Source organism: Streptomyces sp. NPDC037301, from assembly GCF_055602785.1.
This window is the reverse complement of sequence record NZ_JBVJWD010000022.1, coordinates 43061-67482: the sequence shown is the minus strand read 5'-3', so window position 1 is coordinate 67482 and position 24422 is coordinate 43061. Positions and strand designations below refer to the sequence as shown.

Here is a 24422-nt window from a genome sequence, read left to right as displayed (position 1 = left end):
CAGGACTCTGCTGAATGCGTGATTCGGGTGGTCAGGCCGGGAGCATCAGAGCTTCGAGGCGGGAGGTGCGGGTGCCGCCGAGTGGGGTGCCGGTCAGCCATCGGTCGATGCGGATGAGGTTGAGCGCGGTGGCGGCGAAGACGTGGCCGAGGCGGGTCGCGGGTAGATCGCGGTAGCGGGTACGGCGCAGGCCGGTGACACGGACGGCCTGGGAGATCGTTCCTTCGACCCCGGCCCGGATCGCGTAACGCTCGCAGGTCTCGGTCAGATGCGCCTTGTAGCCGGTCCAGCCCGAGCCGCGCTTGATCCCGTAACGGGCATCGGTGTCATAGGGCGAGCACAACCGGTGATGAACCGGCGGGAGATCCTTGCCCTCCCGCCAGCGCACCCTGTCCCGCAGACAACGTAGGGAAGTTTGAGTGGCCTGGGTCACTCGTGTTCGTTGGGTTCGGCTGAACCGTTCTCTTCAGAGAAGCGGAGGAACAGCTTCGTGACGGTGGTCAGCGGGATCCAGTCGACGTGGTCGTCGAGGAGGTTGTGCCAGGTCTGCGTGGGTGTCGCGCCCTGGAGGCAGTACTCCCAGATCGTGCGGTAGGTGTCGTCGGTCATTCAGGGCCCGCAGCAGGGGCTTCGGGTCAGGGAAACGCGGACTGAGGACTCTTCTGAGGAGCCAGAGTGGGATCTTCCACGTATCGGCGATCTGTCGCAGGCCGTTCTTGTTCTTCCGGGCGTTGTGCTTGATCAGCGACGTGATGTTGTGGCCGTTGTCATTCAGCGCTGGGTGGTGTTGAAGGCGGAGGTCGGAGGGGGTCGGCCCGGCGGCTGGGCCGGCATCCGCAAGGGTTTTCGCCAGGACCTCCGTCGAGCGTCCGCTGAGGGCGGCGAGGTGGCTCAGTTGGGGTCTCCGGCCGGTTTTGTGGGGCGGTGGCGTGAGATGTTGCAGGAGATCGCTGGGCCTGAGGTGGTTGGCGCGGGCGAGTCGCTGGATGTAGTGATCGGTGGTCTCGCCGAGCCGGGGACGGACGTTGATGGGGAGAGGGGCGAGGGGCAAGGGCAGGTGGTCGGTCACTGTCGGCGTCCGCGGTTGTCGGCGCGGTGAGGATGCGGCCGGTGGGCACTGTCACTGAATGTGGTCGGCCGCAGCCGGACCACTGACGGGGCTAGAACTGACGGCGCGCGAAAAGGACCGCCCCTGGAACGCTGTCGTCGGGGTCGAGCAGTGTCTGGGCCTCGACCGTGAACCCGGCATCGCGTAGCCAGGCCGCCACTTTGTCAGGCTGGCGGCGGTGGACGTAAACGTTCATCGGGTGACCGCCGTAGCCCTGGGTCTTCAGCCTTGACTCGTTGCCGACGTGAAAGCCGAGCAGAAGTGGTCCGCCGGGACGCAACACCCGCCGGAAGTGCCCGAAGACCGTGGGGACGGCATCGTCGGGGATGTGAATCAACGACCAAAAAGCGAGCAGGCCGGCGACCGAAGCATCGGTGAGGGCGAGGTCCGTCATCGAGCCCACTGCGAACCGCAGGCGAGGGTGGTCACGCCGAGCGACATCGATCATCACGGGGGAAAGGTCGATGCCGAAAGCATCCACACCCAGCTCGTGGAGGTGAGCGGTGACGTGTCCAGGCCCGCAGCCCACGTCCGCCACCGGTCCGCCGCCAGCGGCGTGGACCAAGTCTGCGAACAACGTCAGAGTCGCCCGAAGATACGGTTTCTCGGCCAGAGCCTCGCGTATTTGGCCGGCATAGTTAACCGCGACCGTGTCGTAGGAGGTCCGGGTGTCTGCCAACCAGCCGTCCGTGTTCATGGCCCGACACAGTAGTCGAGTCGCGTGCCGGTTCAGCAGCACCAGGCGGCGTCCGCAGGTCACGGTGTGGCGGACGGCGGAGGTGGCGACGACCAGCAGCCGGGCATGGTGATCGAGACGTGCCTCGGCGTAGACGTCCCGTTCGAGGTCGGAGAGTGCGGCGTACTCCTTCGACGTCAACAGCCGTGGCGGCGGCGGGGGATCGGCGGTGAAGCGGCGCCATCCTTGGCGTGTGGTCAGGTGGAGCCCGGCTTCGTCGTCGACAGTCTCCAGCGTGGCGCCGGCTATCGGGCCGGGTTCGGTCACTTGCGTCTCCACGGATCTTCGAGCGGATCGAACAGCCCCAGGGGGATCACCTGGGCCGGCGGCTCGTCGTCCTCGGCGAGCGACGGCTCGGAACCGGCAGACAGAGGAGGTGTCGGGACGGGCGGGGCGGCCTTGGTGCGGGCGGCCACCTGCCTGTCCCGGCGGGTGCGTTTCCTGGGCTTGGCCTCTGTGGTCTCCGGGCCGGCATGCGCGCGGGTCAGCAGAGCTGCGGCCGCATCGGCGATCTCCGCCTCGGTGCCCTCGGGCAGGCCCCGGGCGGCGTGATGCCAGGCCAGTTCACCGAACGGGACCGGGGTATGGCGCAGGTGCTTCCAGGTGGCTTCTATCCACTCGCCGTCGCCGCGGTGGTTGCGTACCCAGATCCGGGAGATGTCGTAGGGGTCGTGGTGGACCTCCCACAAGCCCTTCTTCTCCGCGATGCCGGAGTGCTGGCGCCGGATCAGGCCGGGGCCGTCGTAGGTGCGGCGCCGCACCGCCGATGCCGGTAGCGGGCCAGCCACCGCACGTTCGCCATGAACACCGGATCGGGGACGCCGACGTGCACAAACTCCCAGCCGACCGCCGAACAGGCCCGCTCGGTCGCCGCGAATGCCTCCGCGGTCCGCTCGTCAACCTGGTCCTCGGCGCGGACATCGGCCATCCGGGCACGGCCGTCGGCCAGCCGTACGAAGTAGTCAGGCGCGTGCCGCAGCCGCTTGGCTCCCTCGCGCCAGTGCAGCCAGAACGGCTGGGAGGCGATCCCCACCAGGTCCTAGGCGAAGTCCAGAAGGATCAGCCGGTCCCGCTCCAGCCACGACTCGTAGCCCACGTGCCCACCGGTCGTCACCGCGTAGTACCAGCCCGGGAAACTGCGATCGCCCTTGTTCCAGCGGAACCCGCGTACCGGCGGCACATCCTCGAACCGGACGCCCCAGCCGGCACCCAACGCGATGTGACGACGCTGACCGCCGTCGAAGAAGTCCAGCTCAAAGGCGCTGAGCAGAGGATCGTCGTACGCCTGTACCGGTTCCCCCACCGTCTCCCCAGACAGCCGGCCCTAAACGATCACTCAACCTTCGGTGAGAAAACCAGGCGGTCACCAACCTTCGATGGCAACGCTCAACCTTCGCTGCGAGAGATCAGCGCCGCCCGCGCATGACCGTGCGGCGGTGATGTACTAGAGTTATCTCGACATCGAGATATATGCCGAAGGCGCACCGCAGTCCGTCAGTCGGTAAGGGTTACCTAACTAAGTCTTACCTTAGCGGATGGTCGAGGGGCCGTAGGCGGCACCACGCGGCGCCCGCCGTAATGAGGCGCGGCGCGGAGTACGCGCACATTGATGAAGGAGACTGTCGTGTCGGCGAACAGCTTCGACGCCCGCAGCACGCTGCGCGTGGGCGACGAGTCGTACGAGATCTTCAAGCTGGACAAGGTCGAGGGCTCCGCGCGCCTCCCTTACAGCCTGAAGGTGCTGCTGGAGAACCTGCTCCGCACCGAGGACGGCGCGAACATCACCGCCGACCACATCCGGGCGCTCGGCGGCTGGGACTCCCAGGCGCAGCCCAGCCAGGAGATCCAGTTCACGCCGGCCCGCGTGATCATGCAGGACTTCACCGGTGTGCCGTGTGTCGTGGACCTCGCCACCATGCGTGAGGCCGTCAAGGAGCTGGGCGGTGACCCGGCCAAGATCAACCCCCTCGCCCCGGCCGAGCTGGTCATCGACCACTCCGTCATCGCCGACAAGTTCGGCACCAATGACGCGTTCGCGCAGAACGTCGAGCTGGAGTACGGCCGCAACAAGGAGCGCTACCAGTTCCTGCGCTGGGGCCAGACCGCCTTCGACGAGTTCAAGGTCGTCCCCCCGGGCACCGGCATCGTCCACCAGGTCAACATCGAGCACCTGGCCCGTACGGTCATGGTCCGGGGTGGCCAGGCGTACCCCGACACCCTCGTCGGCACCGACTCGCACACCACCATGGTCAACGGCCTCGGTGTGCTGGGCTGGGGCGTCGGCGGCATCGAGGCCGAGGCCGCGATGCTCGGCCAGCCGGTCTCCATGCTCATCCCGCGCGTCGTCGGCTTCAAGCTGACCGGCGAGCTGAAGCCCGGCACCACCGCCACCGACCTCGTGCTGACCATCACCGAGATGCTCCGCAAGCACGGTGTCGTCGGCAAGTTCGTCGAGTTCTACGGTGAGGGCGTCGCCGCCACCTCCCTCGCGAACCGCGCCACCATCGGCAACATGTCGCCGGAGTTCGGCTCCACCGCCGCGATCTTCCCGATCGACGACGAGACGCTGAAGTACCTGCGTCTGACCGGCCGTGACGAGCAGCAGGTCGCGCTCGTCGAGGCGTACGCCAAGGAGCAGGGCCTCTGGCTGGACCCGGCCGCCGAGCCGGACTTCTCCGAGAAGCTGGAGCTCGACCTCGCCACGGTCGTCCCCTCCATCGCCGGCCCGAAGCGCCCGCAGGACCGCATCGTCCTCGCCAACGCCAAGGAGCAGTTCGCGCAGGACGTCCGCAACTACGTCTCCGAGGACGAGGAGTCCGGCAAGGAGTCCTTCCCGGCCTCCGACTCGCCGGCCTCCTCCAACGGTGTGCCGTCGCGTCCGACCACGGTCACGGCCCCCGACGGAACGACGTACGAGATCGACCACGGCGCCGTCACCGTCGCCGCGATCACCTCCTGCACCAACACCTCGAACCCGTACGTCATGGTCGCCGCGGCGCTCGTGGCCAAGAAAGCGGTCGAGAAGGGCCTGACCCGCAAGCCGTGGGTCAAGACCACCCTCGCCCCGGGCTCGAAGGTCGTCACCGACTACTTCGACAAGGCGGGCCTGACCCCGTACCTCGACAAGGTCGGCTTCAACCTCGTCGGCTACGGCTGCACCACCTGCATCGGCAACTCCGGCCCGCTGCCGGAGGAGGTCTCCAAGGCGGTCAACGAGCACGACCTGGCCGTGACCTCGGTGCTCTCCGGCAACCGTAACTTCGAGGGCCGGATCAACCCCGACGTCAAGATGAACTACCTGGCGTCCCCGCCGCTGGTCGTCGCGTACGCCATCGCCGGTTCGATGAAGGTCGACATCACCAAGGACGCCCTGGGCATCGACCAGGACGGCAAGCCGGTCTACCTCGCGGACATCTGGCCCTCCGAGGCCGAGGTGAACGATGTCGTCGCCAACTCCATCGGCGAGGACATGTTCAACAAGTCCTACAAGGACGTCTTCGCGGGCGACGCCCAGTGGCAGGCGCTGCCGATCCCGACCGGCAACACCTTCGAGTGGGACGCCGAGTCGACGTACGTCCGTAAGCCCCCGTACTTCGAGGGCATGACGATGGAGACCACCCCGGTCTCCGACATCGCCGGCGCGCGCGTGCTCGCCAAGCTGGGCGACTCGGTCACCACCGACCACATCTCCCCGGCCGGTGCGATCAAGGCCGACACCCCGGCCGGCAAGTACCTGACGGAGCACGGCGTCGAGCGCCGCGACTTCAACTCCTACGGCTCGCGCCGTGGTAACCACGAGGTCATGATTCGCGGCACCTTCGCGAACATCCGTCTGCGCAACCAGATCGCCCCGGGCACCGAGGGTGGCTTCACCCGCGACTTCACCCAGGCCGGTGCGCCCGTGTCGTTCATCTACGACGCCTCGCAGAACTACCAGGCCGCCGGCACCCCGCTCGTCATCCTGGCGGGCAAGGAGTACGGCTCCGGCTCGTCCCGCGACTGGGCCGCCAAGGGCACCGCGCTCCTCGGCGTCAAGGCCGTCATCGCCGAGTCGTACGAGCGCATCCACCGCTCGAACCTCATCGGCATGGGCGTCCTCCCGCTCCAGTTCCCGGAGGGCGCGACCGCCGAGGCCCTCGGCCTCACCGGCGAGGAGACCTTCTCCTTCACCGGCGTGACCGAGCTGAACAACGGCACGACGCCGCGCACGGTTAAGGTCTCCACCGACACCGGTGTGGAGTTCGACGCGGTCGTCCGCATCGACACCCCCGGTGAGGCGGACTACTACCGCAACGGCGGCATCATGCAGTACGTGCTCCGCAGCCTGATCCGCAAGTAGGCGCCAGGCAGTCAGCAGAACCGAAGGGCCGCATCCCGGATCTCCCGGGGTGCGGCCCTTCGCGTTGTACGACGCCTGCGGTCGTCCCTACCGCTTGATGGTCCGCACGAACGCTGCCCAGCCTGCGGCCCGGAAGGCCAGGACCGGGCTGTCGGTCAGCTTGGAGTCGCGTACGGGGACGAAGTCGGGGACGTTGTCGGCGACCTCGACGCATTCACCGCCGTCGCCGTTGCTGTACGACGACGTACGCCAGGCAGCGGTACTCAGGTCAGGTGTGACGCTCATCGGTCGCGAACTCCTTCGTCGCCGACACGATCCGATCCAGGGACGCCTCCGGCGACAGCGCGGCGGCCCTGGCCAGATCGTATGCGGATCGGTACTGCTCCACCAGCCGCGGTTCTTCGACGAGTTGACCGCTGTACGCGCTCTCCGTGTACACGACGGACGGAGCATCGGTGAACTGCGTCAGTGTCATGGACGAGTGCAGGAAAGGGTGCGCCCCGGCGGAGAACGGGAACACCTGGGCGACGACACGAGGGCGGGAAGCGATCTGCTCGGCGAGATGATTGAGCTGCTCAGCCATGACGGCAGGCCCACCGACAGGCAAGAGCAGCGCGGCTTCGTGAAGCACCACCCAAAGTACGGGTGCCGCGGGCGAGTCGAGAAGACTGGTGCGTTCCATGCGCGTCTTGACATGTCCCTCGATGACTTGCGCGTCGGCGAACGGGTGGGCAGCCCGGGTCAGCGCACGTGCATAGGATTCTGTCTGCAGCAGTCCGAGGACCACCATCGACGTGTAGCTTTCGATGGACGAGGCTTGCAGCTGGAGTTCCGCCGCATCCGCGAAGTACCCCGCCACCTTCGACTTCCGCGCCAGCCGGCACAGCCGCTGAAGGTGCTCGCCGCTCCCCAGCAGTTCGTCGAAGGCACGGGACATGTCCTCCTGCGGGCGCCGCTCCGCCATCTCGAACAGCCCGATGTATGTACCCGAGCAGAAGACCCGGTCGCCCAGCTCGCTCTGGGACAGCCCGGCGGCCTCGCGCAGGCGGCGCAACTCGGAGCCGTAGAAGGAGCGGGCGTCGGTGTACGGATCGAGGTCCTTGGGCTGCGGCATACGCCGAAATGTAACGGCGCACGGACGCGCCGGTCCGGGAATCGGGGAACGCGCCACCCGTAGGTGGCTGCCGCCGCCCGGTCGTCGAGGGCCGCGCGCGGTAAACGAGTTGACGGGCGGCGCGCGCGAGCGTTCGCATGGCCGTCGGCCGCCAACCGCCGGTCGGTGCCCCACTCCTGAAGGGTCCTCATGCACACGGGCAAGATGCATGCCGCCGAACCGGACATCGGTGAATCCCTCGTGCACCGGCTGATCGCCTCGCAGTTCCCGGGCTGGGCCGGACTGCCCGTCGAACCGGTCGTCCCCGTGGGCACGTCCAATGCCATGTACCGGCTCGGCGAGGACCTGGTGGTGCGACTGCCCCGTACCGCGGGAGCCGCCGGCGACGTGGAGAAGGAGCACCACTGGCTGCCCCGGCTCGCCCCGTCGCTTCCCGCCGCGATCCCCGTACCGCTGGGCAGGGGCGGGCCCGCGGAGGGCTATCCGTGGCACTGGTCGGTCTTCCGGTGGCTCGACGGCGCGAACCCGGCGGTCGGGGAGGTCGTCGAACCCGGCCCGCTCGCGGTGGACCTGGCGGACTTCGTCGCCGCGCTGCACCGGATCGACCCCGCCGACGGGCCGCCCTCCTTCCGCAGCGAACCCCTGGCGGCCCGCGACACCGCGACGCGCGCCGCGATCGCGGTGCTGCACGAGGCCGTGGACACCGGCACGGCGCTCGCCGTGTGGGAGGCGGCGCTGCGGGCCTCCGCGCCGACCGGTCCGGCCGTCTGGATCCACGCGGATCTGCAACCCGGCAACCTGCTGCTTGTGAACGGACGGCTCAGCGCCGTCATCGACTTCGGCTGCATGGGGCTGGGCGATGCCGCCGTCGACCTGATCGCGGCGTGGTACCTGCTGCCGGCGCACGCCCGCGGGACCTTCCGTACCGCCGTGAACGCCGATGACGCGGCCTGGACGCGGGGCCGTGGCTGGGCGCTGTCGACCGCGCTCGGGGAACTGCGCTCGTCTTCGCCCTGCTGCGCGGTGGCAACCGCCGGGAGCAGCGCGCCGCGTGACCGGTTGCGGCCCTGTCGGGTCCGGTCCGTCCGGCTGGGGCATTTGACGGAATGTCGCGGACCACGGGGCTGCCGTACCCGGAAACGAGGCATCGTCCGCCCCGTCCCGGGCGCGCGGAATGCGATGGTGGAACAGCGGGTTTGCAGATCTGCGAGCTAAGCGGAACGAACGGCACAGAGAGCGGGTGACACCCATGGGCGAGCTGATCCTGATCCGGCACGGCGAGACGGAGTGGTCGCGGTCCGGGCAGCACACGAGCCACACCGACCTGCCCCTGACCCCCCTCGGCGAACGTCAGGCACGCGCGCTGGCGCCCCTGCTCGCCGACCGGCAGATCGCACTCACCCTGGTCAGCCCCGCGGTACGCGCCCGGCGCACCGCGGAGCTCGCCGGACTCGTCGCACCCCGCATCACACCCGAGCTGCGCGAATGGGACTACGGCGGCTACGAAGGGGTGACCACCGAGGAGATCCACCGCACCCGTCCCGAGTGGAACCTCTGGACCGACGGAGTCGCCCCCGGCCCCGAGGCGCACCCCGGGGAAACCCCCGCCGAGGTCGGAGCCCGCGCCGACCGGGTGCTGGCCGCAGTCGCGGAGGCGGCGAGCCGCGACGCGGACGAGGACATCGCGCTCGTCGCCCACTCCCATTTCCTGCGCGTGCTGACCGCTCGCTATCTCGGCCTGACCCCGGCCGAGGGCACGCTGTTCCAGCTCGCCACTGGGGCCGTCTCCCGGCTCGGCACCGAGCACGGTCAGCCGGTCATGACGGCGTGGAATGTGACATTGCCCGAGGGCTTGTTCCCCCGGGCCGTGCCGGATTCCCCGAGCGGGAGCGAGGGTGTCGTGCCCAGCTGAGGGGGCACCGGCTGCTGCCTCGTCGTGCTGAGCGCCGTGGCCGGCCGGAGCCGTGATGTCGTCCCCGTCCCACCGTCCGAGCGCGCAGGACGGCCGGTACCTCACAGGGGAGGTACCGGCCGTCCGTGTGAAACGCGGGTAGTGCTACAAGCGAGGGAAGCGTCGGATCAGGAGAGCAACTCCAGCTCCGCGAGCGTTCCTTCACCGGTGAACACCAGTCGGTAGTGCGCGTACGAGCCCGGCGTGCTCACCGAGAACACCCTCGTCTGCTTGTCCCAGACGAACGACTGGGCCGACCGCTTGTCGAGGTCCTTCCATGTCGTGCCGTCCGACGAACCCTGCAGGACCCACCCGGTCGGGGCCTTGTCCGCCGCGCTCGATGTCAGCGTGTACTGGACCGCGTTCGTGGCCGGGGGCACCGGCAGGTCCACCGAGGCGACCGACGCCGAGGTGGCCGATGTGTTGTCGAACAGGGCACCCTGGCCCTTCAGTACGTCCGCCTTCGGCGATGCCACCTTGTCGTCCGTGGTGATCGAGGTCGGCGCCGCGTCCTTGCCGGTGCCCCACGACGACGGTTTGGCGCCCATGTCGAAGTCCAGCACACCGCCCTTGGCCAGCAGGTCGTGCGGCAGTGAAGTCGAGGTCCACTTCTTGCCGTTGACCTTCAGGCCCTGCACATAGATGTTCTTCGCGCTGTTCTTCGGCGCCCTGACGACCAGGTCGTGGCCGTTCTCCAGATGAACCGTGGTTTTGGTGAAGAGCGGGGAGCCGATCGCGTACTCGCCACTGCCCATGACGAGCGGGTAGAAGCCGAGCGAGGAGAAGAGGTACCAGGCCGACTGCTCGCCGTTGTCCTCGTCGCCGTGATAGCCCTGGCCGATCTCGCTGCCCGTGTAGAGGCGGCTCAGGACCTCGCGGACCTTCTCCTGCGTCTTCCAGGGCTGCGAGGCCGCGTCGTACATATAGGTGACATGGTGCGCGACCTGGTTGCTGTGGCCGTACATGCCCATCCGTACGTCACGCGCCTCCGTCATCTCGTGGATGACACCGCCGTACGAGCCGACGAACTCCGGGCCTGCTGTCTCGGGAGTGGAGAAGTACGTGTCGAGCTTCTTGGCCAGGCCGTCGCGGCCGCCGTACAGGTTCGCCAGGCCCCGGCTGTCCTGCGGGGCCGTGAAGGCGTAGCCCCAGCCGTTCGTCTCCGTGTAGTCGTAGCCCCAGACCCGCGGGTCGTACTGGTCCGACGGGAGCCGCCAGTCGCCCTTGGCGTCCTTGCCCTGGAAGAAGCCGGCCTTGCTGTCGAAGAGGTCGACGTAGTTGCGGGCGCGGTTCAGGAAGTACTCGGACTCCTCCTTGTACCGCTCCTTCTTCGTCTTCTTGTAGAGTGCCCGGCCCATCTGCGCGATGCCGTAGTCGTTGAGGTAGCCCTCCAGCGACCAGGACAGGCCCTCGTGAGTGGAGGTGTTCGCGTAGCCGACGAACGGGGACGTCTGCATGCCCTTGCGGCCGACGCCCGAGGACGGCGGGACCACGGTGGCGTTCTTCAGGGCCGCGTCGTACGCCGCCTCGGCGTCGAACTTCACGCCCTTGACATAGGCGTCCGCGAACGCGACATCCGAAGAGGTGCCGGTCATCAGATCGGAGTAGCCGGGGGACGACCAGCGGGAGATCCAGCCGCCGTCCTTGTACTGCTGGACGAAGCCGTCCACCATCTCGCCGGCCTTGTCCGGCGTGAGGAGGGAGTACGCGGGCCACGTCGTCCGGTAGGTGTCCCAGAAGCCGTTGTTGACGTACACCTTGCCGTCGACGATCTTCGCGCCCGTGTGGGTCGGGGTGTCGGAGCCGATCTGCGGCGAGAAGGGACTGGCGTACTTGTCCTTGCCGTCGACCCTCTCGAAGCCCGAGTTCGGGTACAGATACAGCCGGTACAGGCTGGAGTACAGCGTGGTCAGCTGGTCGGCCGTCGCGCCCTCGACCTCCACCTTGCCCAGGATGTCGTCCCAGGCCCGCTGCGCCCGGTCCTCCACCCGGCCGAAGGAACGGGAGGCGGGGATCTCGGCGGCGAGGTTCTGCTTCGCCTGGTCGATGCTGATCAGGGAGGTCGCCAGTCGCAGGTCGACCGTGCGGTCCTTGCCCGCGTCGAAGCGGAGGTAGCCGGTGACATCGTCGCCACCGCCGCCGGACAGCTTGCCGCTCGCGGTGACCGGCGCGTCGAAGACGCCGTAGACGAAGAGGCGGGTGGCGCCGGTCGAGCCGCCGCTCTTCACATCGGAGAAGCCGGTGAAAGAGCTGCTCTTCGGGTCGAGGGTGAGCCCGCCGTCGTTGGAGACGTTGTCGAAGACGATGCTCGCTTCGTCACCGGGGTAGGTGAACCGCATCCGGGCGGCGTGGTCGGACGGTGTCATCTCGGCCTTGAGACCGTTGTCGAATGTCACACCGTAGTAGTGCGGCTTCGCCGTCTCGTTCTCGTGGTGGAACGGCAGCGCACGCGCCGTACGGGAGGCGTCCGGGGTGCCGGAGACCGCCGACGGCATCAGCTGGAAGGTCTGCCGGTCGCCCATCCAGGGACTCGGCTCATGGCTGGCGCTGAAGGCCTGGAGGGTGGGCAGGTTGTCGTCGTTGTTGCCACGCGCGTAGTCGTACAGCCAGCTGGTCGATCCGGCGTTGGTGACCGGCGTCCAGAAGTTGAAGCCGTTCGGGACCGCGGTGGCGGGGAAGTTGTTGCCGCGCGAGAAACCACCGCTGGAGTTGGTGCCACGGACCGTCGACGCGTAGTCGGAGAGGTGCGAGCGGCGCTTCTCGGGTGCCTTGGGGGCGATCTTGATGTCGTCGATCCAGCCCTGGAACTTCGCCGGACCCTTGGGGGAGTCGTACGCCACCAGAATCCGGTCGACGGTCTTGCCCGCCGCGACCGAGCCTATCGTCGAGTCGACCTTGTTCCACTGGTTGACGTACAGCCGCTTGGCATCGGCCTGGCCCTGCGGGGTCAGCAGGCCGCCGTTGCTGTCGGTGGCCCGCAGATCGCTCAGATACGTGCCGTCCGTGAACGCCAGGTCCACCGAGACATGCGTCGCCGGGTAGGAGAGGTCCGTTTCGCCCATCTGGGGGTAGATCAGATAGGAGAGTGAGGTGTCACGGGTGACAGCCGTGTTCACATCGAAGATCTTGTTGTACGAGTAGGCCCGGCCGTCCGCCTTGTGCGTACCGGCGTACCGCAGGGCCTTCTTGCCCGTGAAGCCGGCGCCCGCCTTGGCGGTGGGGGAGCCGGACGGGCCGCGGTCGGTCTGGCTGCGCATCTCGTCGGGCGCCGGGACCGAGGTGTCGCCGTCGGAGAACTGGACGTCGGCGAGCTGGGTCGCGTCCAAGGCGCCGTTGTTCTTCGTGATCTGCAGCCGGTAGTGCTGGTACGCCGTGTGAGATGTGAAATCGTACGACTTCGTCTGGAACCGCTCGGTGAACGTCTGGCCGGTCCGGGAGTCGAGGTCCTTCCAGTCCTTGCCGTCGGCGGAGCCCTGCAGGGTCCAGTCCTTCGGATCGCGCTCGTCGTGGTCATTGGCCGAAGTCAGCGCGTATGTGCCGACCTTGACCGGTTCGTCGAGATCGAACTCGACCCAGCCGGTGGGTTTGAAGGCCAGCCACTTGGTGCCGGACTCCCCGTCGATCAGATTCTCCTTCACCTCTCCGCCGCCGGTGTTCTCGTCACTGGCGCGGACATCTGTCACCTTGTCTGTGACATTGCCCGGTATTCCTGCGGAGTAGCCGCCATTCACACCCGATGACCGCTTCTTTCCATCAGGACCTTCTTCTACGGTGTTGCGCCAGTCCGGCTGCTTTTCATCCGATTCGAAGGACGAACTGAATGTCCGTTCCCCCAAGGGGCTTTGGCCCTTTTCGCCTGTCGCGGCCGACTGAGCGGCGGCCGCGGTGGGGGCTGTCACGACCAGAACCAGTGAAGCCGCGATCAGTGCGGCCGTACGGCTTTGTCTCTTGCGAGAACCATGTCGGGGCTGCATGCCGAGCCATTCCTCCCGAGGAAGTGCGCTTGGACAACGTTGTCATGAAGATGCGCAAGGTCCAGTAGGGAGCCAAGTGCCGGGATGTGTCAAGGGTGTTGGGTGTGAATCGCCGACGGAATCGACCGTAATGCGGAAATCGTTACACCCGGACCGGGGCGCACGGGGTCCAGGTATCCGCGAGGTCTCAACTCGGGAAAGACTGCTGCTCAAACTTGCATTCGATCTTGCTCAGTTGGTCGCAAGTGGACTATACCTGTCGGCGTCTGCACAGCCGTTTCCGGCAACGCGGACAGGGGGACGCGGGGGAACGGCCGAGGGCGGCACAACAGGTGCGATCCGATGTCCGAACTCCCTCAACCCCCCACTGCACATGGCTAGCCTGAGATCAGCACTACCCAAGCGCAACTGACCGCGGTGGCGGGGCCCTTCGCCTGAGGCGAGATTCGACGGGCGACCGGTACACACCGCCTGAGTCCTGGAGAAGGCGAGGACTTGAGCATGGGATCCACCTCCGCCCACAAGAATGAGGGCCTTGGCCGTCGCGATGTGATCAAGCGATCGGCCGCACTCGGCCTGATCAGCGTTCCGACGATGGGCTTCCTGTCGGCGTGCGCCAGCGGCGACAGCAGCAGCGACAAGAAGGTCGAGAAGGGCAAGGTCACCAAGGCCAACCCGCTCGGCGTCAACGAGACGGCCCCGCTCGAGGTGGTCATCTTCGACGGCGGCTTCGGCCAGCAGTACGCGATCGACGCGGAGAAGAAGTACAACGCCGCGTTCCCGAAGGCCCCGAAGGTCAAGCACGTCGCGACCCAGAAGATCCAGTCGCAGCTGCAGCCCCGCTTCAACGGCGGCACCCCGCCGGACCTGATCGACAACTCCGGCGCCGAGCAGATGGACATGGGTGTCCTGGTCGGCAAGAAGCAGCTGCTGGACCTGACGCCGCTGATGGACGCCCCGTCCATCGACGACCCGACCAAGAAGGTCCGCGACACGCTGCGTCCGGGTGTCCTGGAGATGGGTCAGTTCGACGGCGACCCGGTCTGGATCATGTACTACGCGTACACCGTGTACGGCGTCTGGTACTCGCAGACCGCGCTCGACAACCTCGACGCGCAGTACCCCGAGAACTGGGACGACATGCTCGCCCTCTGCGAGAAGGCGAAGAGGAAGGGCATCGCGGGCTGGACGTACGCCGGTAAGTACCCGTACTACCTGCCGTTCTCGCTCTACCCGTTCATCGGCAAGATCGGTGGCCGGGAGGTTCTCGACAAGATCGACAACCTGGAGCCGAACGCCTGGAAGGACCCCGCGGTCAAGGCGGCCTTCGAGGCGTACTACGAGCTGTACAAGAAGGGGTACATCCTCAAGGGCACCCCCGGTCTGACCCACATCCAGTCGCAGACCGAGTGGACCAAGGGCAAGGCGCTCTTCCTCCCGAACGGTTCGTGGGTGGAGAACGAGGCGGCGCCGACCACGCCCAAGGACTTCAAGATGATGGTCTCGGCGCCGTCCAGCCTGGACTCGTCCGACAAGATGCCGTTCGGCACCATCTGGGCCTCCGGCGGCGAGCCCTTCGTCGTCCCGGCCAACGCGAAGAACCCCCAGGGCGGCATGGAGCAGCTGCGCATCATGCTCTCCGAGGAGTCCTCGAAGAACTTCACCAAGCAGGTCAAGTCGCTCAGCGCGTTCAACGGCGGCACCGACGGTCTGACCCTGTCGACCGCCATGCAGTCCGGTGTCGACGCGCTGAAGAAGGCCGGCGACAACGTGGTGAACCCGCGCATGCAGGACTGGTACGTGAAGCTCCAGAAGGAGCAGATCGGTGTCGCCGGTATCGGCGAGATGATGGCCGGCCGCGCGACCCCGGCGGAAGCCATCAAGAAGATCCAGGCCTTCGCCGATGCGGCGGCCAAGGACCAGTCCATCAAGCACTACAAGCACCAGTGAGCAACCGTCACCAGCGGCGGCACCCGCGGAAAGATCGGGGTCGGTAAACGATGCAGCATGGCAAGTACCGTTTCATCGTGGGGTTCTTGGTAGTCCCACTGGCGTTGTACGCGGTCTTCGTCATTTGGCCGTTCGTCCAGTCCATCTATTACTCGTTCACGGACTGGACCGGTCTGAGCCCGGACTTCAAGATGGTCGGGTTCGACAACTACACGAGGATGCTGAAGGACGACATCTTCTGGAAGTCGTTGCAGCACAGTGTGTTGCTTGTGCTGCTGCTGCCGCTGGTGACGTTGGGCCTGGCGCTGTTCTTCGCCTTCATGCTCAATGTCGGAGGCCGGCGGCGCAAGAACGCCGCGGTCTCCGGCGTGCGCGGCTCGAGTTTCTACAAGATCGCCTATTTCTTCCCGCAGGTGCTCTCGATCGTCATTGTCGCCCTGCTCTTCCAGTTCGCCTTCAACCCCCGTGACGGGATGCTGAATGCGACGCTGAAGGGAATCGGCCTGGGCTCCATCCAGCCGGACTGGCTGGGTGACCCGAGTCTGGCGCTCGTCTGTGTCATGTCGGTGCTGGTCTGGTCGACGGTCGGATTCTTCGTCGTCCTCTTCTCGGCCGGAATGGCGTCCATCCCGAAGGACTTCTACGAGGCGGCGCTCCTCGACGGTGCCAACCGCTTCACGACGTTCTTCCGGATCACCCTTCCGCTGCTCTGGGACACGGTGCAGTCGGGCTGGGTCTACATGGGGATCCTGGCCCTCGGCGTGGAGGCGTTCACCGCTGTACAGGTCATGACTGTGGGCCCCGGTGGTCCCGACTACTCGACCACGGTCCTTCCGCTGTACGTGTACCAGACGGCCTTCCGCGACGGGCAGGCCGGATACGCAACGACGATCGGTGTCGGACTGCTCATCGTCACCATGGCCTTCGCCGCCATCGTGATGCGACTGGGCCGGCGCGATCGGCTGGAGTTCTGATGCTGCGATTGACGGGAGACGGCCCCCGGACCCCCAGCAGGCACCACAGGTCGGCCTCCGTGTCCGGCTCGACAGTACGAGGTGAGTACACGTGAAGACCACTGACACCCCGCCCGCGGTCCCGGACGTGGACCCGGCCCCCGTGGCCAAGGCGTCGGCGCCCGCAGTCAAGGAGAAGAGCAGCGAGGGCCAGGTCCTCAATGTCTTCTCGCACGGTGTGCTGATCATCTGGGCGATCCTGGTCGTCATGCCGCTGCTGTGGGCGGTGATGGCGTCGTTCAAGACCGACGACTCGATCCTGTCGACGCCCTGGGCGCTGCCGGACAAGCTGCACTTCGACAACTGGTCGCGCGCCTGGAGCCAGGCGCACATGAGCGACTACTTCTTCAACACGGTCGTGGTGGTGGGCTGCTCGCTCGTCGGGACGCTGCTGCTCGGCTCGATGGCGGCGTACGTACTGGCGCGGTTCGACTTCCCCGGCAACCGTTTCCTCTACTACCTGTTCATCGGCGGGATGAGCTTCCCGATCATCCTGGCGCTGGTTCCGCTGTTCTTCGTCATGAACAACATGGGCCTGTTGAACACGCGGCACGGACTGATCATGGTCTACATCGCGTACTCGCTGCCGTTCACCGTCTTCTTCCTCACCTCGTTCTTCCGGACGCTGCCGAGCTCGGTGGCGGAAGCGGCAATGCTCGACGGGGCCTCGCACACCCGGACGTTCTTCCAGGTGATGCTGCCGATGGCGAAGCCCGGCCTGATCAGCGTCGGTATCTTCAACTTCCTCGGGCAGTGGAACCAGTACATGCTGCCGACGGTGCTCAATACCGATCCGGGCCACCGGGTGCTCTCCCAGGGGCTGGTCGAACTGGCCAACAGCCAGGGATACAAGGGTGACTGGTCCGGTCTCTTCGCCGGTCTGGTGATGGCGATGCTGCCGGTCCTCGCGGCCTACATCATCTTCCAGCGTCAGGTCGTCGCAGGGCTCACCGCGGGTGCGGTGAAGTAGCACTCGCACCCTCCATACACACACGAACCGCCCGCCGGCCACGCGCCGACGGGCGGTTCGCGTGTGCGGGCGGCTGCCTCGGTGTGGGCAATGGTGCTCATCCGAGGCTTCGCATGCTCAAGGTCTTGACGGGGAGTACCCCAAAACGCTCAGCTTAGAGTTCACATGTTAGAGAAAACGGTAGGAGTGAGAGAGTCGATGGAGACTCCGGGGTCGCAGACATCTCTGCATCGCGCCAACCTTGAGCGGGTCGTGCGCGCGGTACGTATGGCCGGCTCACTCACCCAGGCGGAGATCGCACGGAGCACCGGCCTGTCAGCGGCCACCGTCTCCAACATCGTTCGCGAGCTGAAGGACGGTGGCACGGTCGAGGTGACCCCCACCTCGGCGGGCGGCCGCCGGGCCCGCAGCGTCTCGCTCAGCGGTGACGCGGGCATTGTGATCGGCGTCGACTTCGGGCATACGCATCTGAGGGTGGCGGTCGGCAATCTCGCCCACCAGGTGCTCGCCGAGGAGGCCGAGCCGATGGATGTCGACGCCTCGGCGGCGGAGGGGTTCGGGCGGGCGGAGCGGCTGGTCAAACGCCTGATCGAGACGACCGGGATCAGCCCGGACAAGGTGATCGGGGTCGGCCTCGGTGTTCCCGGCCCGATCGACGTCGAGTCCGGCACGCTGGGCTCCACGTCGATCCTGCCGGGCTGGACGGGCATCAACCCCAGCGAGGAGCTCGCAGGCCGTCTCGGCGTTCCGGTGTACGTCGACAACGACGCCAACCTCGGGGCGCTCGGCGAGCTGGTCTGGGGGAGCGGCCGCGGGGTCAAGGACCTCGCTTACATCAAGGTCGCCAGCGGTGTCGGCGCCGGTCTGGTGATCGACGGGCGCATCTACCGGGGGCCGGGTGGCACGGCCGGTGAAATCGGGCACATCACGCTCGACGAATCGGGCCCGGTGTGCCGTTGCGGCAACCGGGGGTGCCTGGAGACATTCACGGCCGCGCGCTACGTCCTGCCGCTGCTCCAGCCCAGTCACGGGCCCGATCTCACCATGGAACGGGTGGTCCAGCTGGCCCGCGGGGGCGATCCGGGCTGCCGTCGGGTGATCGGGGACGTCGGGCGGCACATCGGCAGCGGGGTGGCCAATCTCTGCAATCTGCTCAATCCCAGCCGGGTGGTGCTCGGCGGTTCGCTCGCGGAGGCGGGCGAGCTGGTGCTCGCGCCGATCCGCGACTCGGTTTCCCGCTATGCCATTCCCAGCGCCGCCAGGCAGCTCTCGGTGCTGCCCGGGGCGCTCGGCGGCCGGGCCGAGGTGCTGGGCGCGCTGGCCCTGGTGCTGAGCGAGATGGGGGATTCAACCCTTTTGGAAAGCAACCTGTCGACGGCGACCCCTGCCTTCACTTAGATAACGAATGGCACCGTTGTCATCTCGTTAAGGATTTACTCCTTGACGCTGACGTTGCGGCCGAGTTGACTTCCAGCCACCTCGGCCGCAACGTTGCGGCCTCGTCAGGGAGGCAAACCCGCAATGAACGCAATGACGCGACGCATCGTCATAGGCACGGCCGCAGTTTCGATGGCCGTCTCCCTCGCAGCCTGCGGCAAGGCGGGTGGCGACAAGGACAGCGGCAGCGGTGGCGACGGCAAGACCATCGGTCTGCTGCTGCCGGAGAACAAGACCACGCGTTACGAGACGTTCGACCGCCCCATCATGGAGGCGAAGATCAAGGCGCTCTGCGCCGACTGCGAGGTCAAGTACAACAACGCCGCGCAGGACACCGAGACCCAGAAGAAGCAGTTCGACGCGCTCGTCACGCAGGGTGTGAAGGTCATCATCCTCGACACCGTCGACTACAAGGCCGCGAAGTCCTGGGTCCAGCAGGCCGCGAAGAAGGACGTCAAGGTCGTCGCGTACGACCGTCTCGCGGAGGGGCCGATCTCCGCCTATGTGTCGTACGACAACGAGAAGATCGGCCAGCTCCAGGGTGAGGAACTGGTCAAGGCGCTGGGCGCCAAGGCCAAGGACAGCAACGTTGTCATGATCAACGGCTCGCCGACCGACCCGAACGCCCCCTTCTTCAAGAGGGGCGCGCACAGCGTCCTCGACAAGCAGGTCAAGAAGGTCGTCTACGAGCAGGACATCCCGGACTGGTCGGCGGACGAGGCCAACAAGAAGATGGGAGCGGCCATCGACTCCCTGGGCAAGGACGGCTTCCAGGGTGTCTACTCCGCCAACGACGGCATGGCCGGCGGCATCATCACGGCCCTGAAGAAGCAGGGTGTGAAGGTTCCGGTCGGCGGTCAGGACTCCGAGCTCGCCGGTCTGCAGCGCATCATCGCGGGCGAGCAGACCTTCTCGATCTACAAGCAGATCAAGCCGGAGGCCGAGACCACCGCCGAGATCGCCGTCAGGCTGCTCAAGGGCGAGAAGATCGACGATCTGGCCCCGATCAAGGTCGACAGCCTCTCGGGCGAGTTCAAGGGCACCCCGTCGAAGCTGTACGACGCCTCGGTCGTGACCAAGGAGAACATCGCCTCCACGATCGTCGCGGACAAGGTCTACAAGGTCGAGGAGATCTGCACCGCCCAGTACAAGGCGGCCTGCGACGCAGCCGGCATCAAGTAACACCCGAGGGCAAGCTCCCCCGGGCACCTCTGCCAGTCCGGCACCCACCCCGTCAACGCCCCGCAAGCGGGGGTGGGCGCCGGACTCCTTCCCAGGTCCGGTCGTCTGACCGCCGCCGCCCCCTCGGGCGACGGCGGCGGCCCGACGACGGGGCCTGGAGGCACGTCGTCACCCCGCCGTCCGTCGAGCGACGGCCCTCCGGGGCAGGACAGTGGTCGGACGACGGCCCTACCCCCCTGTGCTCAGCAGCACCATCCCCGCCGGTCAGGCGGCGAAGGAGATGATTCACGTGTCCGCTACGCCCGTGCTGGCGTTGCGCGGAATCTCCAAGCGGTTCGGCGCCGTCCAGGCGCTCACCGACGTGGACCTGGAGATTCACCCCGGCGAAGTGGTTGCCCTGGTCGGCGACAACGGCGCCGGCAAGTCGACCCTCGTCAAGACCATTTCGGGTGTCCACCCGATCGACGAAGGCGCCATCGAGTGGGAGGGCGAGACGGTCCGGATCAACCGGCCGAACGACGCCCAGGAGCTCGGAGTCGCCACCGTCTACCAGGACTTGGCCCTCTGCGACAACCTCGATGTCGTCGCCAACCTCTTCCTCGGCAGCGAACTGCGCAAGGCCTCCGTCCTCGACGAGATCGCGATGGAGAAGCGCGCCAAGGAACTGCTGGACACGCTGTCCATCCGGATCCCCAGCGTCCGCATCCCGGTCGCCTCGCTCTCCGGTGGTCAGCGCCAGGTTGTGGCCATCGCCCGCGCCCTGATCGGCGACCCCAAGGTCGTCATCCTGGACGAGCCGACCGCGGCCCTCGGCGTCGAACAGACCGCCCAGGTCCTCGACCTGGTCGAGCGGCTGCGCGAGCGTGGCCACGGCGTCATCCTCATCAGCCACAACATGGCCGACGTGCGCGCCGTCGCGGACAAGGTCGCGGTGCTCCGCCTGGGCCGCAACAACGGTGTCTTCGACGTCGCGAGCACCTCCCACGAAGAGATCATCGCCGCGATCACCGGCGCCACGGACAATGCCGTCACGCGCCGCCAGGCACGCACAGATACGAAGGAGGACGCGAAGTGAGCGACCTCGCCAAGACCCCCGGGACTTCCACCGAGAAGCCCGCCGCCACGGCACCGGCCGCCGAGCAGCCGGCAGCCCCGATCCCCGCCGTGGACCCGCGGCTCCTCGTACGTGAAGAGGGCTTCAAGGGCTACTGGTCGGAGTTCACCCGCAAGGTACGTGGTGGTGAGCTGGGTTCCCTGCCGGTCTTCGTCGGCCTGATCGTCATCGCGATCGTCTTCCAGTTCCAGAACAGCAACTTCCTCTCCGCCAGTTCCGTCGCCAACGTCGCGGTCTACAGCTCCGGCCTCGGCATCATGGCGGTCGGCATCGTGTTCGTCCTGCTGCTCGGCGAGATCGACCTCTCGGTCGGCTCCGTAGCCGGCGTCGGCGCGGCCGTCTGGGCCGTACTCAACGTCAACAACGGCTGGAACGAGTGGCTGGCGATCATCGTCGCCGTGCTCTCCGGAACGGCTCTCGGCGCGCTGCACGGCTTCTTCTTCGCCAAGATCGGTGTACCGGCGTTCGTCGTCACCCTGGCGGGCTTCCTCGGCTGGAGCGGTCTTCAGGACTGGATGATGGGCGGGGAAGGCTCGATCAACACGCCGTCCGGCAGCGCCGTCGAGAACCTGACCAACTACTTCTTCGAGGACAAGGCCGCCGGCTACGGACTCGCCCTGGTCGCCGTCCTCGCGTATGCCGCCTCGCTCCTGGTGGACAGCAGGCGCCGCAAGGCCGCAGGCCTGCCCGCCCGGCCGACCAGCGAGGTCGTGCTGCGCACCGCCGTCGTCGCGGTCCTGTGCTTCGTCGTCGCGTATGTCCTGAACGAACCCGAGGGCGCCCGTGGCCTGCCGCTCGCCCTGGTGCTCTTCCTCGCCGTCCTGGTCGTCGCGGACTTCGTCGCCCGGCGCACGAGCTTCGGCCGTCAGGTCTTCGCGGTCGGCGGTAACCCGGAGGCCGCGCGCCGTGCCGGTATCAACGTCGACCGGGTCCGGATCACCGTCTTCGCCCTGTCCGGCACGCTGGGCGCCTTCGGCGGCCTCTTCATCGCCAGCCTCTCCGGCGGCGCCACCAAGAGCGTCGGCGGCGGCAACACACTGATGCTGGTCATCGCCGCCGCCGTCATCGGCGGCACCAGCCTCTTCGGAGGCCGGGGCAAGGTCTGGTCCGCGCTGCTCGGCATGATCGTGATCCAGTCGATCCAGCAGGGCCTGAACATGATCGGTATGGCCAACGCCATTCAGTACATGATCACCGGCGCGGTTCTGCTGGCCGCCGTGGTCATCGACTCGGTCTCCCGCCGCACCCAGAAGACCGCAGGCCGCGCGTAACATCACGCCCGCCCGATCCAGTGCCCGGCGCCCGATTCGGGCGCCGGGCACTGTCGGCTGCGGGGAGGGGTGTGACAGCACACCCCCTGCCCGATGCGGGCGACGACGGACGGAACATTAGACTCATCGGATCGGCATGCTCGACCAGCTCGAACGCAAGGAGGAACGGGTGGCTCTGCTGACCCGCATCGGTGGACCGCGTGACCTGGACCGGCTCACTCCCGAGCAGCTGGACCAGCTCGCCGAAGAGATCCGGACCTTCCTCGTCGACGCCGTTTCGAAGACCGGCGGCCACCTCGGCCCCAACCTGGGCGTGGTCGAGCTGACCATCGCCCTGCACCGGGTCTTCGATTCGCCGAAGGACAAGGTGCTGTTCGACACCGGTCACCAGAGCTATGTGCACAAGCTCCTCACCGGTCGCCAGGACTTCTCGAAGCTCAAGAGCAAGGGCGGCCTCTCCGGCTACCCCTCCCGCGCCGAGTCCGAACACGACATCATCGAGAACTCGCACGCCTCCACCGTGCTCGGCTGGGCCGACGGCCTCGCCAAGGCCAACGAGGTGCTGAAGAAGGACGACCACGTCGTCGCGGTCATCGGCGACGGCGCGCTCACCGGCGGTATGGCCTGGGAGGCGCTGAACAACATCGCCGCTGCCAAGGACCGCCCCCTCGTCATCGTCGTCAACGACAACGAGCGCTCCTACGCCCCGACCATCGGCGGCCTCGCCAACCACCTCGCCACCCTGCGCACCACCGACGGCTACGAGCGCTTCCTGGCCCGCGGCAAGGACATCCTGGAGCGCACCCCCGTCGTCGGGAAGCCGCTGTACGAGACGCTGCACGGCGCCAAGAAGGGGCTGAAGGACTTCATCGCCCCGCAGGGCATGTTCGAGGACCTCGGCCTGAAATACGTCGGTCCGATCGACGGGCACGACATCGAGGCCCTGGAGTCCGCGCTCCAGCGCGCCAAGCGCTTCGGCGGGCCCGTCATCGTGCACTGCCTCACCGAGAAGGGCCGCGGCTACACCCCCGCCCTGCTCGACGAGGCCGACCGCTTCCACGCCGTCGGCAAGATCCACCCCGACACCGGTCTCCCGGTCGCCACCTCGGGCCTCGACTGGACCTCTGTCTTCGGTGAGGAGATGGTCAAGCTCGGCAAGGAGCGCAAGGACATCGTCGCGATCACCGCGGCCATGCTCCAGCCGGTCGGCCTGACCAAGTTCGAGAAGGCGTTCCCGGACCGGATCTACGACGTCGGCATCGCCGAGCAGCACGGCGCGGTCTCCGCGGCCGGCCTCGCCACCGGCGGACTGCACCCCGTCTTCGCGGTGTACGCCACCTTCCTCAACCGCGCCTTCGACCAGGTCCTCATGGATGTCGCCCTGCACAAGTGCGGTGTGACGTTCGTCCTGGACCGGGCCGGTGTCACCGGCACGGACGGTGCCTCGCACAACGGCATGTGGGACATGTCGATCCTGCAGTGCGTGCCGACCCTGCGGATCGCCGCCCCGCGCGACGCCGACCAGGTCCGCGCCCAGCTGCGCGAGGCCGTCGAGGTCGACGACGCCCCGACCGTGGTCCGCTTCTCCAAGGGTGCCGTCGGCCCGGCGGTCAAGGCCGTCGGCAGGGTCGGCGGCATGGACGTCCTGCGCGAGCCCGGCACCATCCGGCCGGACGTCCTCCTGGTCTCCGTCGGCGCGCTCGCCCCGATGTGCCTGGAGATCGCCGATCTGCTGGATGCCCAGGGCATCTCGACGACCGTCGTCGACCCGCGCTGGGTCAAGCCGGTCGACGAGGCCATGGCCCCGCTCGCCGAGCAGCACCGGGTCGTCGTCACCGTCGAGGACAACAGCAGGGCCGGCGGCGTCGGCTCCGCCGTCGCCCAGGCGCTGCGCGACGCCGGGGTGGACGTACCGCTGCGCGACTTCGGCATCCCGCCGCGCTTCCTCGACCACGCTTCCCGCAAGGAGGTCATGGCCGAGATCGGACTGACCGCGCCGGACATCGCCCGTCAGGTCACCGGCCTGGTCGCCAAGCTGGACGGCCGCTACGACACGGACACGGACAGCAGCTCCGTGATCGAGCCCGTCCGCGACTGACCCGTACGACCCCGGTCCTCGCGGCCGGTGCGCGATACGGCCAATGGGCCGGTCGACCACCCTGTACGAGTGGTCCGACCGGCCCATTCGCGTGAAATCGCCCGATGCGGAGCCCTGCGCCGCAAATACGGTCCCAATCATGGCGTACACGACGAGTGCGTGGAG

The 24422-nt window shown here is 67.3% G+C and carries 19 protein-coding genes and 1 pseudogene; 11 read left to right on the top strand and 9 right to left on the bottom strand.

Annotated elements, in window-relative coordinates; translation table 11 throughout:
* Positions 1 to 31 precede the first annotated feature (31 nt).
* The 6 genes and pseudogenes from ACZ7IB_RS29760 to ACZ7IB_RS29735 form a co-directional block, all read right to left on the bottom strand.
* Positions 32 to 253: pseudogene (locus ACZ7IB_RS29760) on the bottom strand (transposase); the annotation flags it as partial.
* Between the two features lie 176 nt (positions 254 to 429).
* Positions 430 to 609 (bottom strand): hypothetical protein, encoded by a 180-nt coding sequence (locus ACZ7IB_RS29755; protein WP_470916881.1) that lies wholly within the window; start codon positions 607 to 609, stop codon positions 430 to 432.
* Between the two features lie 551 nt (positions 610 to 1160).
* Positions 1161 to 2111: a class I SAM-dependent methyltransferase gene (locus tag ACZ7IB_RS29750; RefSeq protein ID WP_470916880.1), complete on the bottom strand. Its 951-nt coding sequence runs from the start codon at positions 2109 to 2111 to the stop codon at positions 1161 to 1163.
* Positions 2108 to 2605 carry a hypothetical protein gene (locus ACZ7IB_RS29745; protein WP_470916879.1) on the bottom strand — a complete coding sequence of 166 codons (498 nt, stop codon included), beginning with the start codon at positions 2603 to 2605 and terminating at the stop codon, positions 2108 to 2110. The genes ACZ7IB_RS29750 and ACZ7IB_RS29745 overlap by 4 nt, the downstream gene beginning before the upstream one ends.
* Positions 2572 to 2877, bottom strand: coding sequence for a TnsA-like heteromeric transposase endonuclease subunit (locus ACZ7IB_RS29740; RefSeq protein WP_470916878.1), 306 nt, complete (start codon positions 2875 to 2877; stop codon positions 2572 to 2574). Before ACZ7IB_RS29740 ends, ACZ7IB_RS29745 begins: the two co-directional genes overlap by 34 nt.
* Positions 2878 to 2883: 6 nt before the next feature.
* On the bottom strand, positions 2884 to 3147 hold the full coding sequence (locus ACZ7IB_RS29735) for a hypothetical protein (RefSeq protein WP_470916877.1): 264 nt from the start codon (positions 3145 to 3147) through the stop codon (positions 2884 to 2886).
* 321 nt (positions 3148 to 3468) lie between these two features.
* On the opposite strand from ACZ7IB_RS29735, the gene acnA reads away from it, so the two are divergent.
* Complete coding sequence (gene acnA / locus ACZ7IB_RS29730) at positions 3469 to 6183, top strand: aconitate hydratase AcnA (protein WP_470916876.1); 2715 nt, start codon at positions 3469 to 3471, stop codon at positions 6181 to 6183.
* Positions 6184 to 6270: 87 nt separating this feature from the next.
* On the opposite strand, the gene ACZ7IB_RS29725 is transcribed toward acnA, so the two are convergent.
* A complete protein-coding gene (locus ACZ7IB_RS29725) occupies positions 6271 to 6468 on the bottom strand; it encodes a DUF397 domain-containing protein (protein WP_470916875.1) in 198 nt (65 codons plus the stop codon).
* Positions 6452 to 7297, bottom strand: coding sequence for a helix-turn-helix domain-containing protein (locus ACZ7IB_RS29720; protein WP_470916874.1), 846 nt, complete (start codon positions 7295 to 7297; stop codon positions 6452 to 6454). The genes ACZ7IB_RS29725 and ACZ7IB_RS29720 overlap by 17 nt, the downstream gene beginning before the upstream one ends.
* A 189-nt stretch (positions 7298 to 7486) precedes the next feature.
* Here ACZ7IB_RS29720 and ACZ7IB_RS29715 point away from each other — a divergent pair, with 189 nt between their 5' ends.
* Together ACZ7IB_RS29715 and ACZ7IB_RS29710 are read left to right on the top strand one after the other, a co-directional pair.
* On the top strand, positions 7487 to 8512 hold the full coding sequence (locus ACZ7IB_RS29715; RefSeq protein ID WP_470916873.1) for an aminoglycoside phosphotransferase family protein: 1026 nt from the start codon (positions 7487 to 7489) through the stop codon (positions 8510 to 8512).
* A gap of 34 nt (positions 8513 to 8546) precedes the next feature.
* Positions 8547 to 9209 (top strand): histidine phosphatase family protein, encoded by a 663-nt coding sequence (locus ACZ7IB_RS29710; RefSeq protein ID WP_470916872.1) that lies wholly within the window; start codon positions 8547 to 8549, stop codon positions 9207 to 9209.
* Positions 9210 to 9376: 167 nt separating this feature from the next.
* On the opposite strand, the gene ACZ7IB_RS29705 is transcribed toward ACZ7IB_RS29710, so the two are convergent.
* A complete protein-coding gene (locus ACZ7IB_RS29705; RefSeq protein WP_470916871.1) occupies positions 9377 to 13222 on the bottom strand; it encodes a GH92 family glycosyl hydrolase in 3846 nt (1281 codons plus the stop codon).
* A 501-nt stretch (positions 13223 to 13723) separates the two neighbouring features.
* On the opposite strand from ACZ7IB_RS29705, the gene ngcE reads away from it, so the two are divergent.
* The 8 genes from ngcE to dxs all read left to right on the top strand — a co-directional run bounded on the left by ngcE (position 13724) and on the right by dxs (position 24257).
* Positions 13724 to 15172: an N-acetylglucosamine/diacetylchitobiose ABC transporter substrate-binding protein gene (gene ngcE, locus ACZ7IB_RS29700; RefSeq protein ID WP_470916870.1), complete on the top strand. Its 1449-nt coding sequence runs from the start codon at positions 13724 to 13726 to the stop codon at positions 15170 to 15172.
* A 50-nt stretch (positions 15173 to 15222) separates the two neighbouring features.
* Complete coding sequence (locus ACZ7IB_RS29695) at positions 15223 to 16146, top strand: carbohydrate ABC transporter permease (protein ID WP_470916869.1); 924 nt, start codon at positions 15223 to 15225, stop codon at positions 16144 to 16146.
* Positions 16147 to 16237: 91 nt separating this feature from the next.
* Positions 16238 to 17155, top strand: a complete 918-nt coding sequence (locus ACZ7IB_RS29690; RefSeq protein ID WP_398629804.1) for a carbohydrate ABC transporter permease — start codon at positions 16238 to 16240, stop codon at positions 17153 to 17155.
* 198 nt (positions 17156 to 17353) lie between these two features.
* Positions 17354 to 18553: an ROK family transcriptional regulator gene (locus ACZ7IB_RS29685; RefSeq protein WP_470916868.1), complete on the top strand. Its 1200-nt coding sequence runs from the start codon at positions 17354 to 17356 to the stop codon at positions 18551 to 18553.
* A 123-nt stretch (positions 18554 to 18676) separates the two neighbouring features.
* On the top strand, positions 18677 to 19774 hold the full coding sequence (locus tag ACZ7IB_RS29680) for a substrate-binding domain-containing protein (RefSeq protein WP_470916867.1): 1098 nt from the start codon (positions 18677 to 18679) through the stop codon (positions 19772 to 19774).
* 280 nt (positions 19775 to 20054) lie between these two features.
* Positions 20055 to 20849 (top strand): ATP-binding cassette domain-containing protein, encoded by a 795-nt coding sequence (locus ACZ7IB_RS29675; RefSeq protein WP_114249365.1) that lies wholly within the window; start codon positions 20055 to 20057, stop codon positions 20847 to 20849.
* Entirely contained in the window at positions 20846 to 22159 is a 1314-nt protein-coding gene (locus ACZ7IB_RS29670) for a sugar ABC transporter permease (protein WP_470916866.1), read from the top strand. The genes ACZ7IB_RS29675 and ACZ7IB_RS29670 overlap by 4 nt, the downstream gene beginning before the upstream one ends.
* A gap of 169 nt (positions 22160 to 22328) precedes the next feature.
* The gene (gene dxs, locus ACZ7IB_RS29665; protein ID WP_470916942.1) at positions 22329 to 24257 is read left to right on the top strand and encodes a 1-deoxy-D-xylulose-5-phosphate synthase; all 1929 of its coding nucleotides are present in this window, start codon (positions 22329 to 22331) and stop codon (positions 24255 to 24257) included.
* Positions 24258 to 24422: the final 165 nt, after the last annotated feature.

Coding starts and splice junctions, on each gene's coding strand:
- ACZ7IB_RS29705 (WP_470916871.1), bottom strand. CDS start 13,222: ATGCAGCCCCGACATGGTTCTCGCAAGAGACAAAGCCGTACGGCCGCA.
- ACZ7IB_RS29695 (WP_470916869.1), top strand. CDS start 15,223: ATGCAGCATGGCAAGTACCGTTTCATCGTGGGGTTCTTGGTAGTCCCA.
- ACZ7IB_RS29680 (WP_470916867.1), top strand. CDS start 18,677: ATGAACGCAATGACGCGACGCATCGTCATAGGCACGGCCGCAGTTTCG.
- ACZ7IB_RS29710 (WP_470916872.1), top strand. CDS start 8,547: ATGGGCGAGCTGATCCTGATCCGGCACGGCGAGACGGAGTGGTCGCGG.
- ACZ7IB_RS29675 (WP_114249365.1), top strand. CDS start 20,055: ATGATTCACGTGTCCGCTACGCCCGTGCTGGCGTTGCGCGGAATCTCC.
- ngcE (WP_470916870.1), top strand. CDS start 13,724: ATGGGATCCACCTCCGCCCACAAGAATGAGGGCCTTGGCCGTCGCGAT.
- ACZ7IB_RS29715 (WP_470916873.1), top strand. CDS start 7,487: ATGCACACGGGCAAGATGCATGCCGCCGAACCGGACATCGGTGAATCC.
- ACZ7IB_RS29720 (WP_470916874.1), bottom strand. CDS start 7,297: ATGCCGCAGCCCAAGGACCTCGATCCGTACACCGACGCCCGCTCCTTC.
- ACZ7IB_RS29685 (WP_470916868.1), top strand. CDS start 17,354: ATGGAGACTCCGGGGTCGCAGACATCTCTGCATCGCGCCAACCTTGAG.
- ACZ7IB_RS29725 (WP_470916875.1), bottom strand. CDS start 6,468: ATGAGCGTCACACCTGACCTGAGTACCGCTGCCTGGCGTACGTCGTCG.
- ACZ7IB_RS29755 (WP_470916881.1), bottom strand. CDS start 609: ATGACCGACGACACCTACCGCACGATCTGGGAGTACTGCCTCCAGGGC.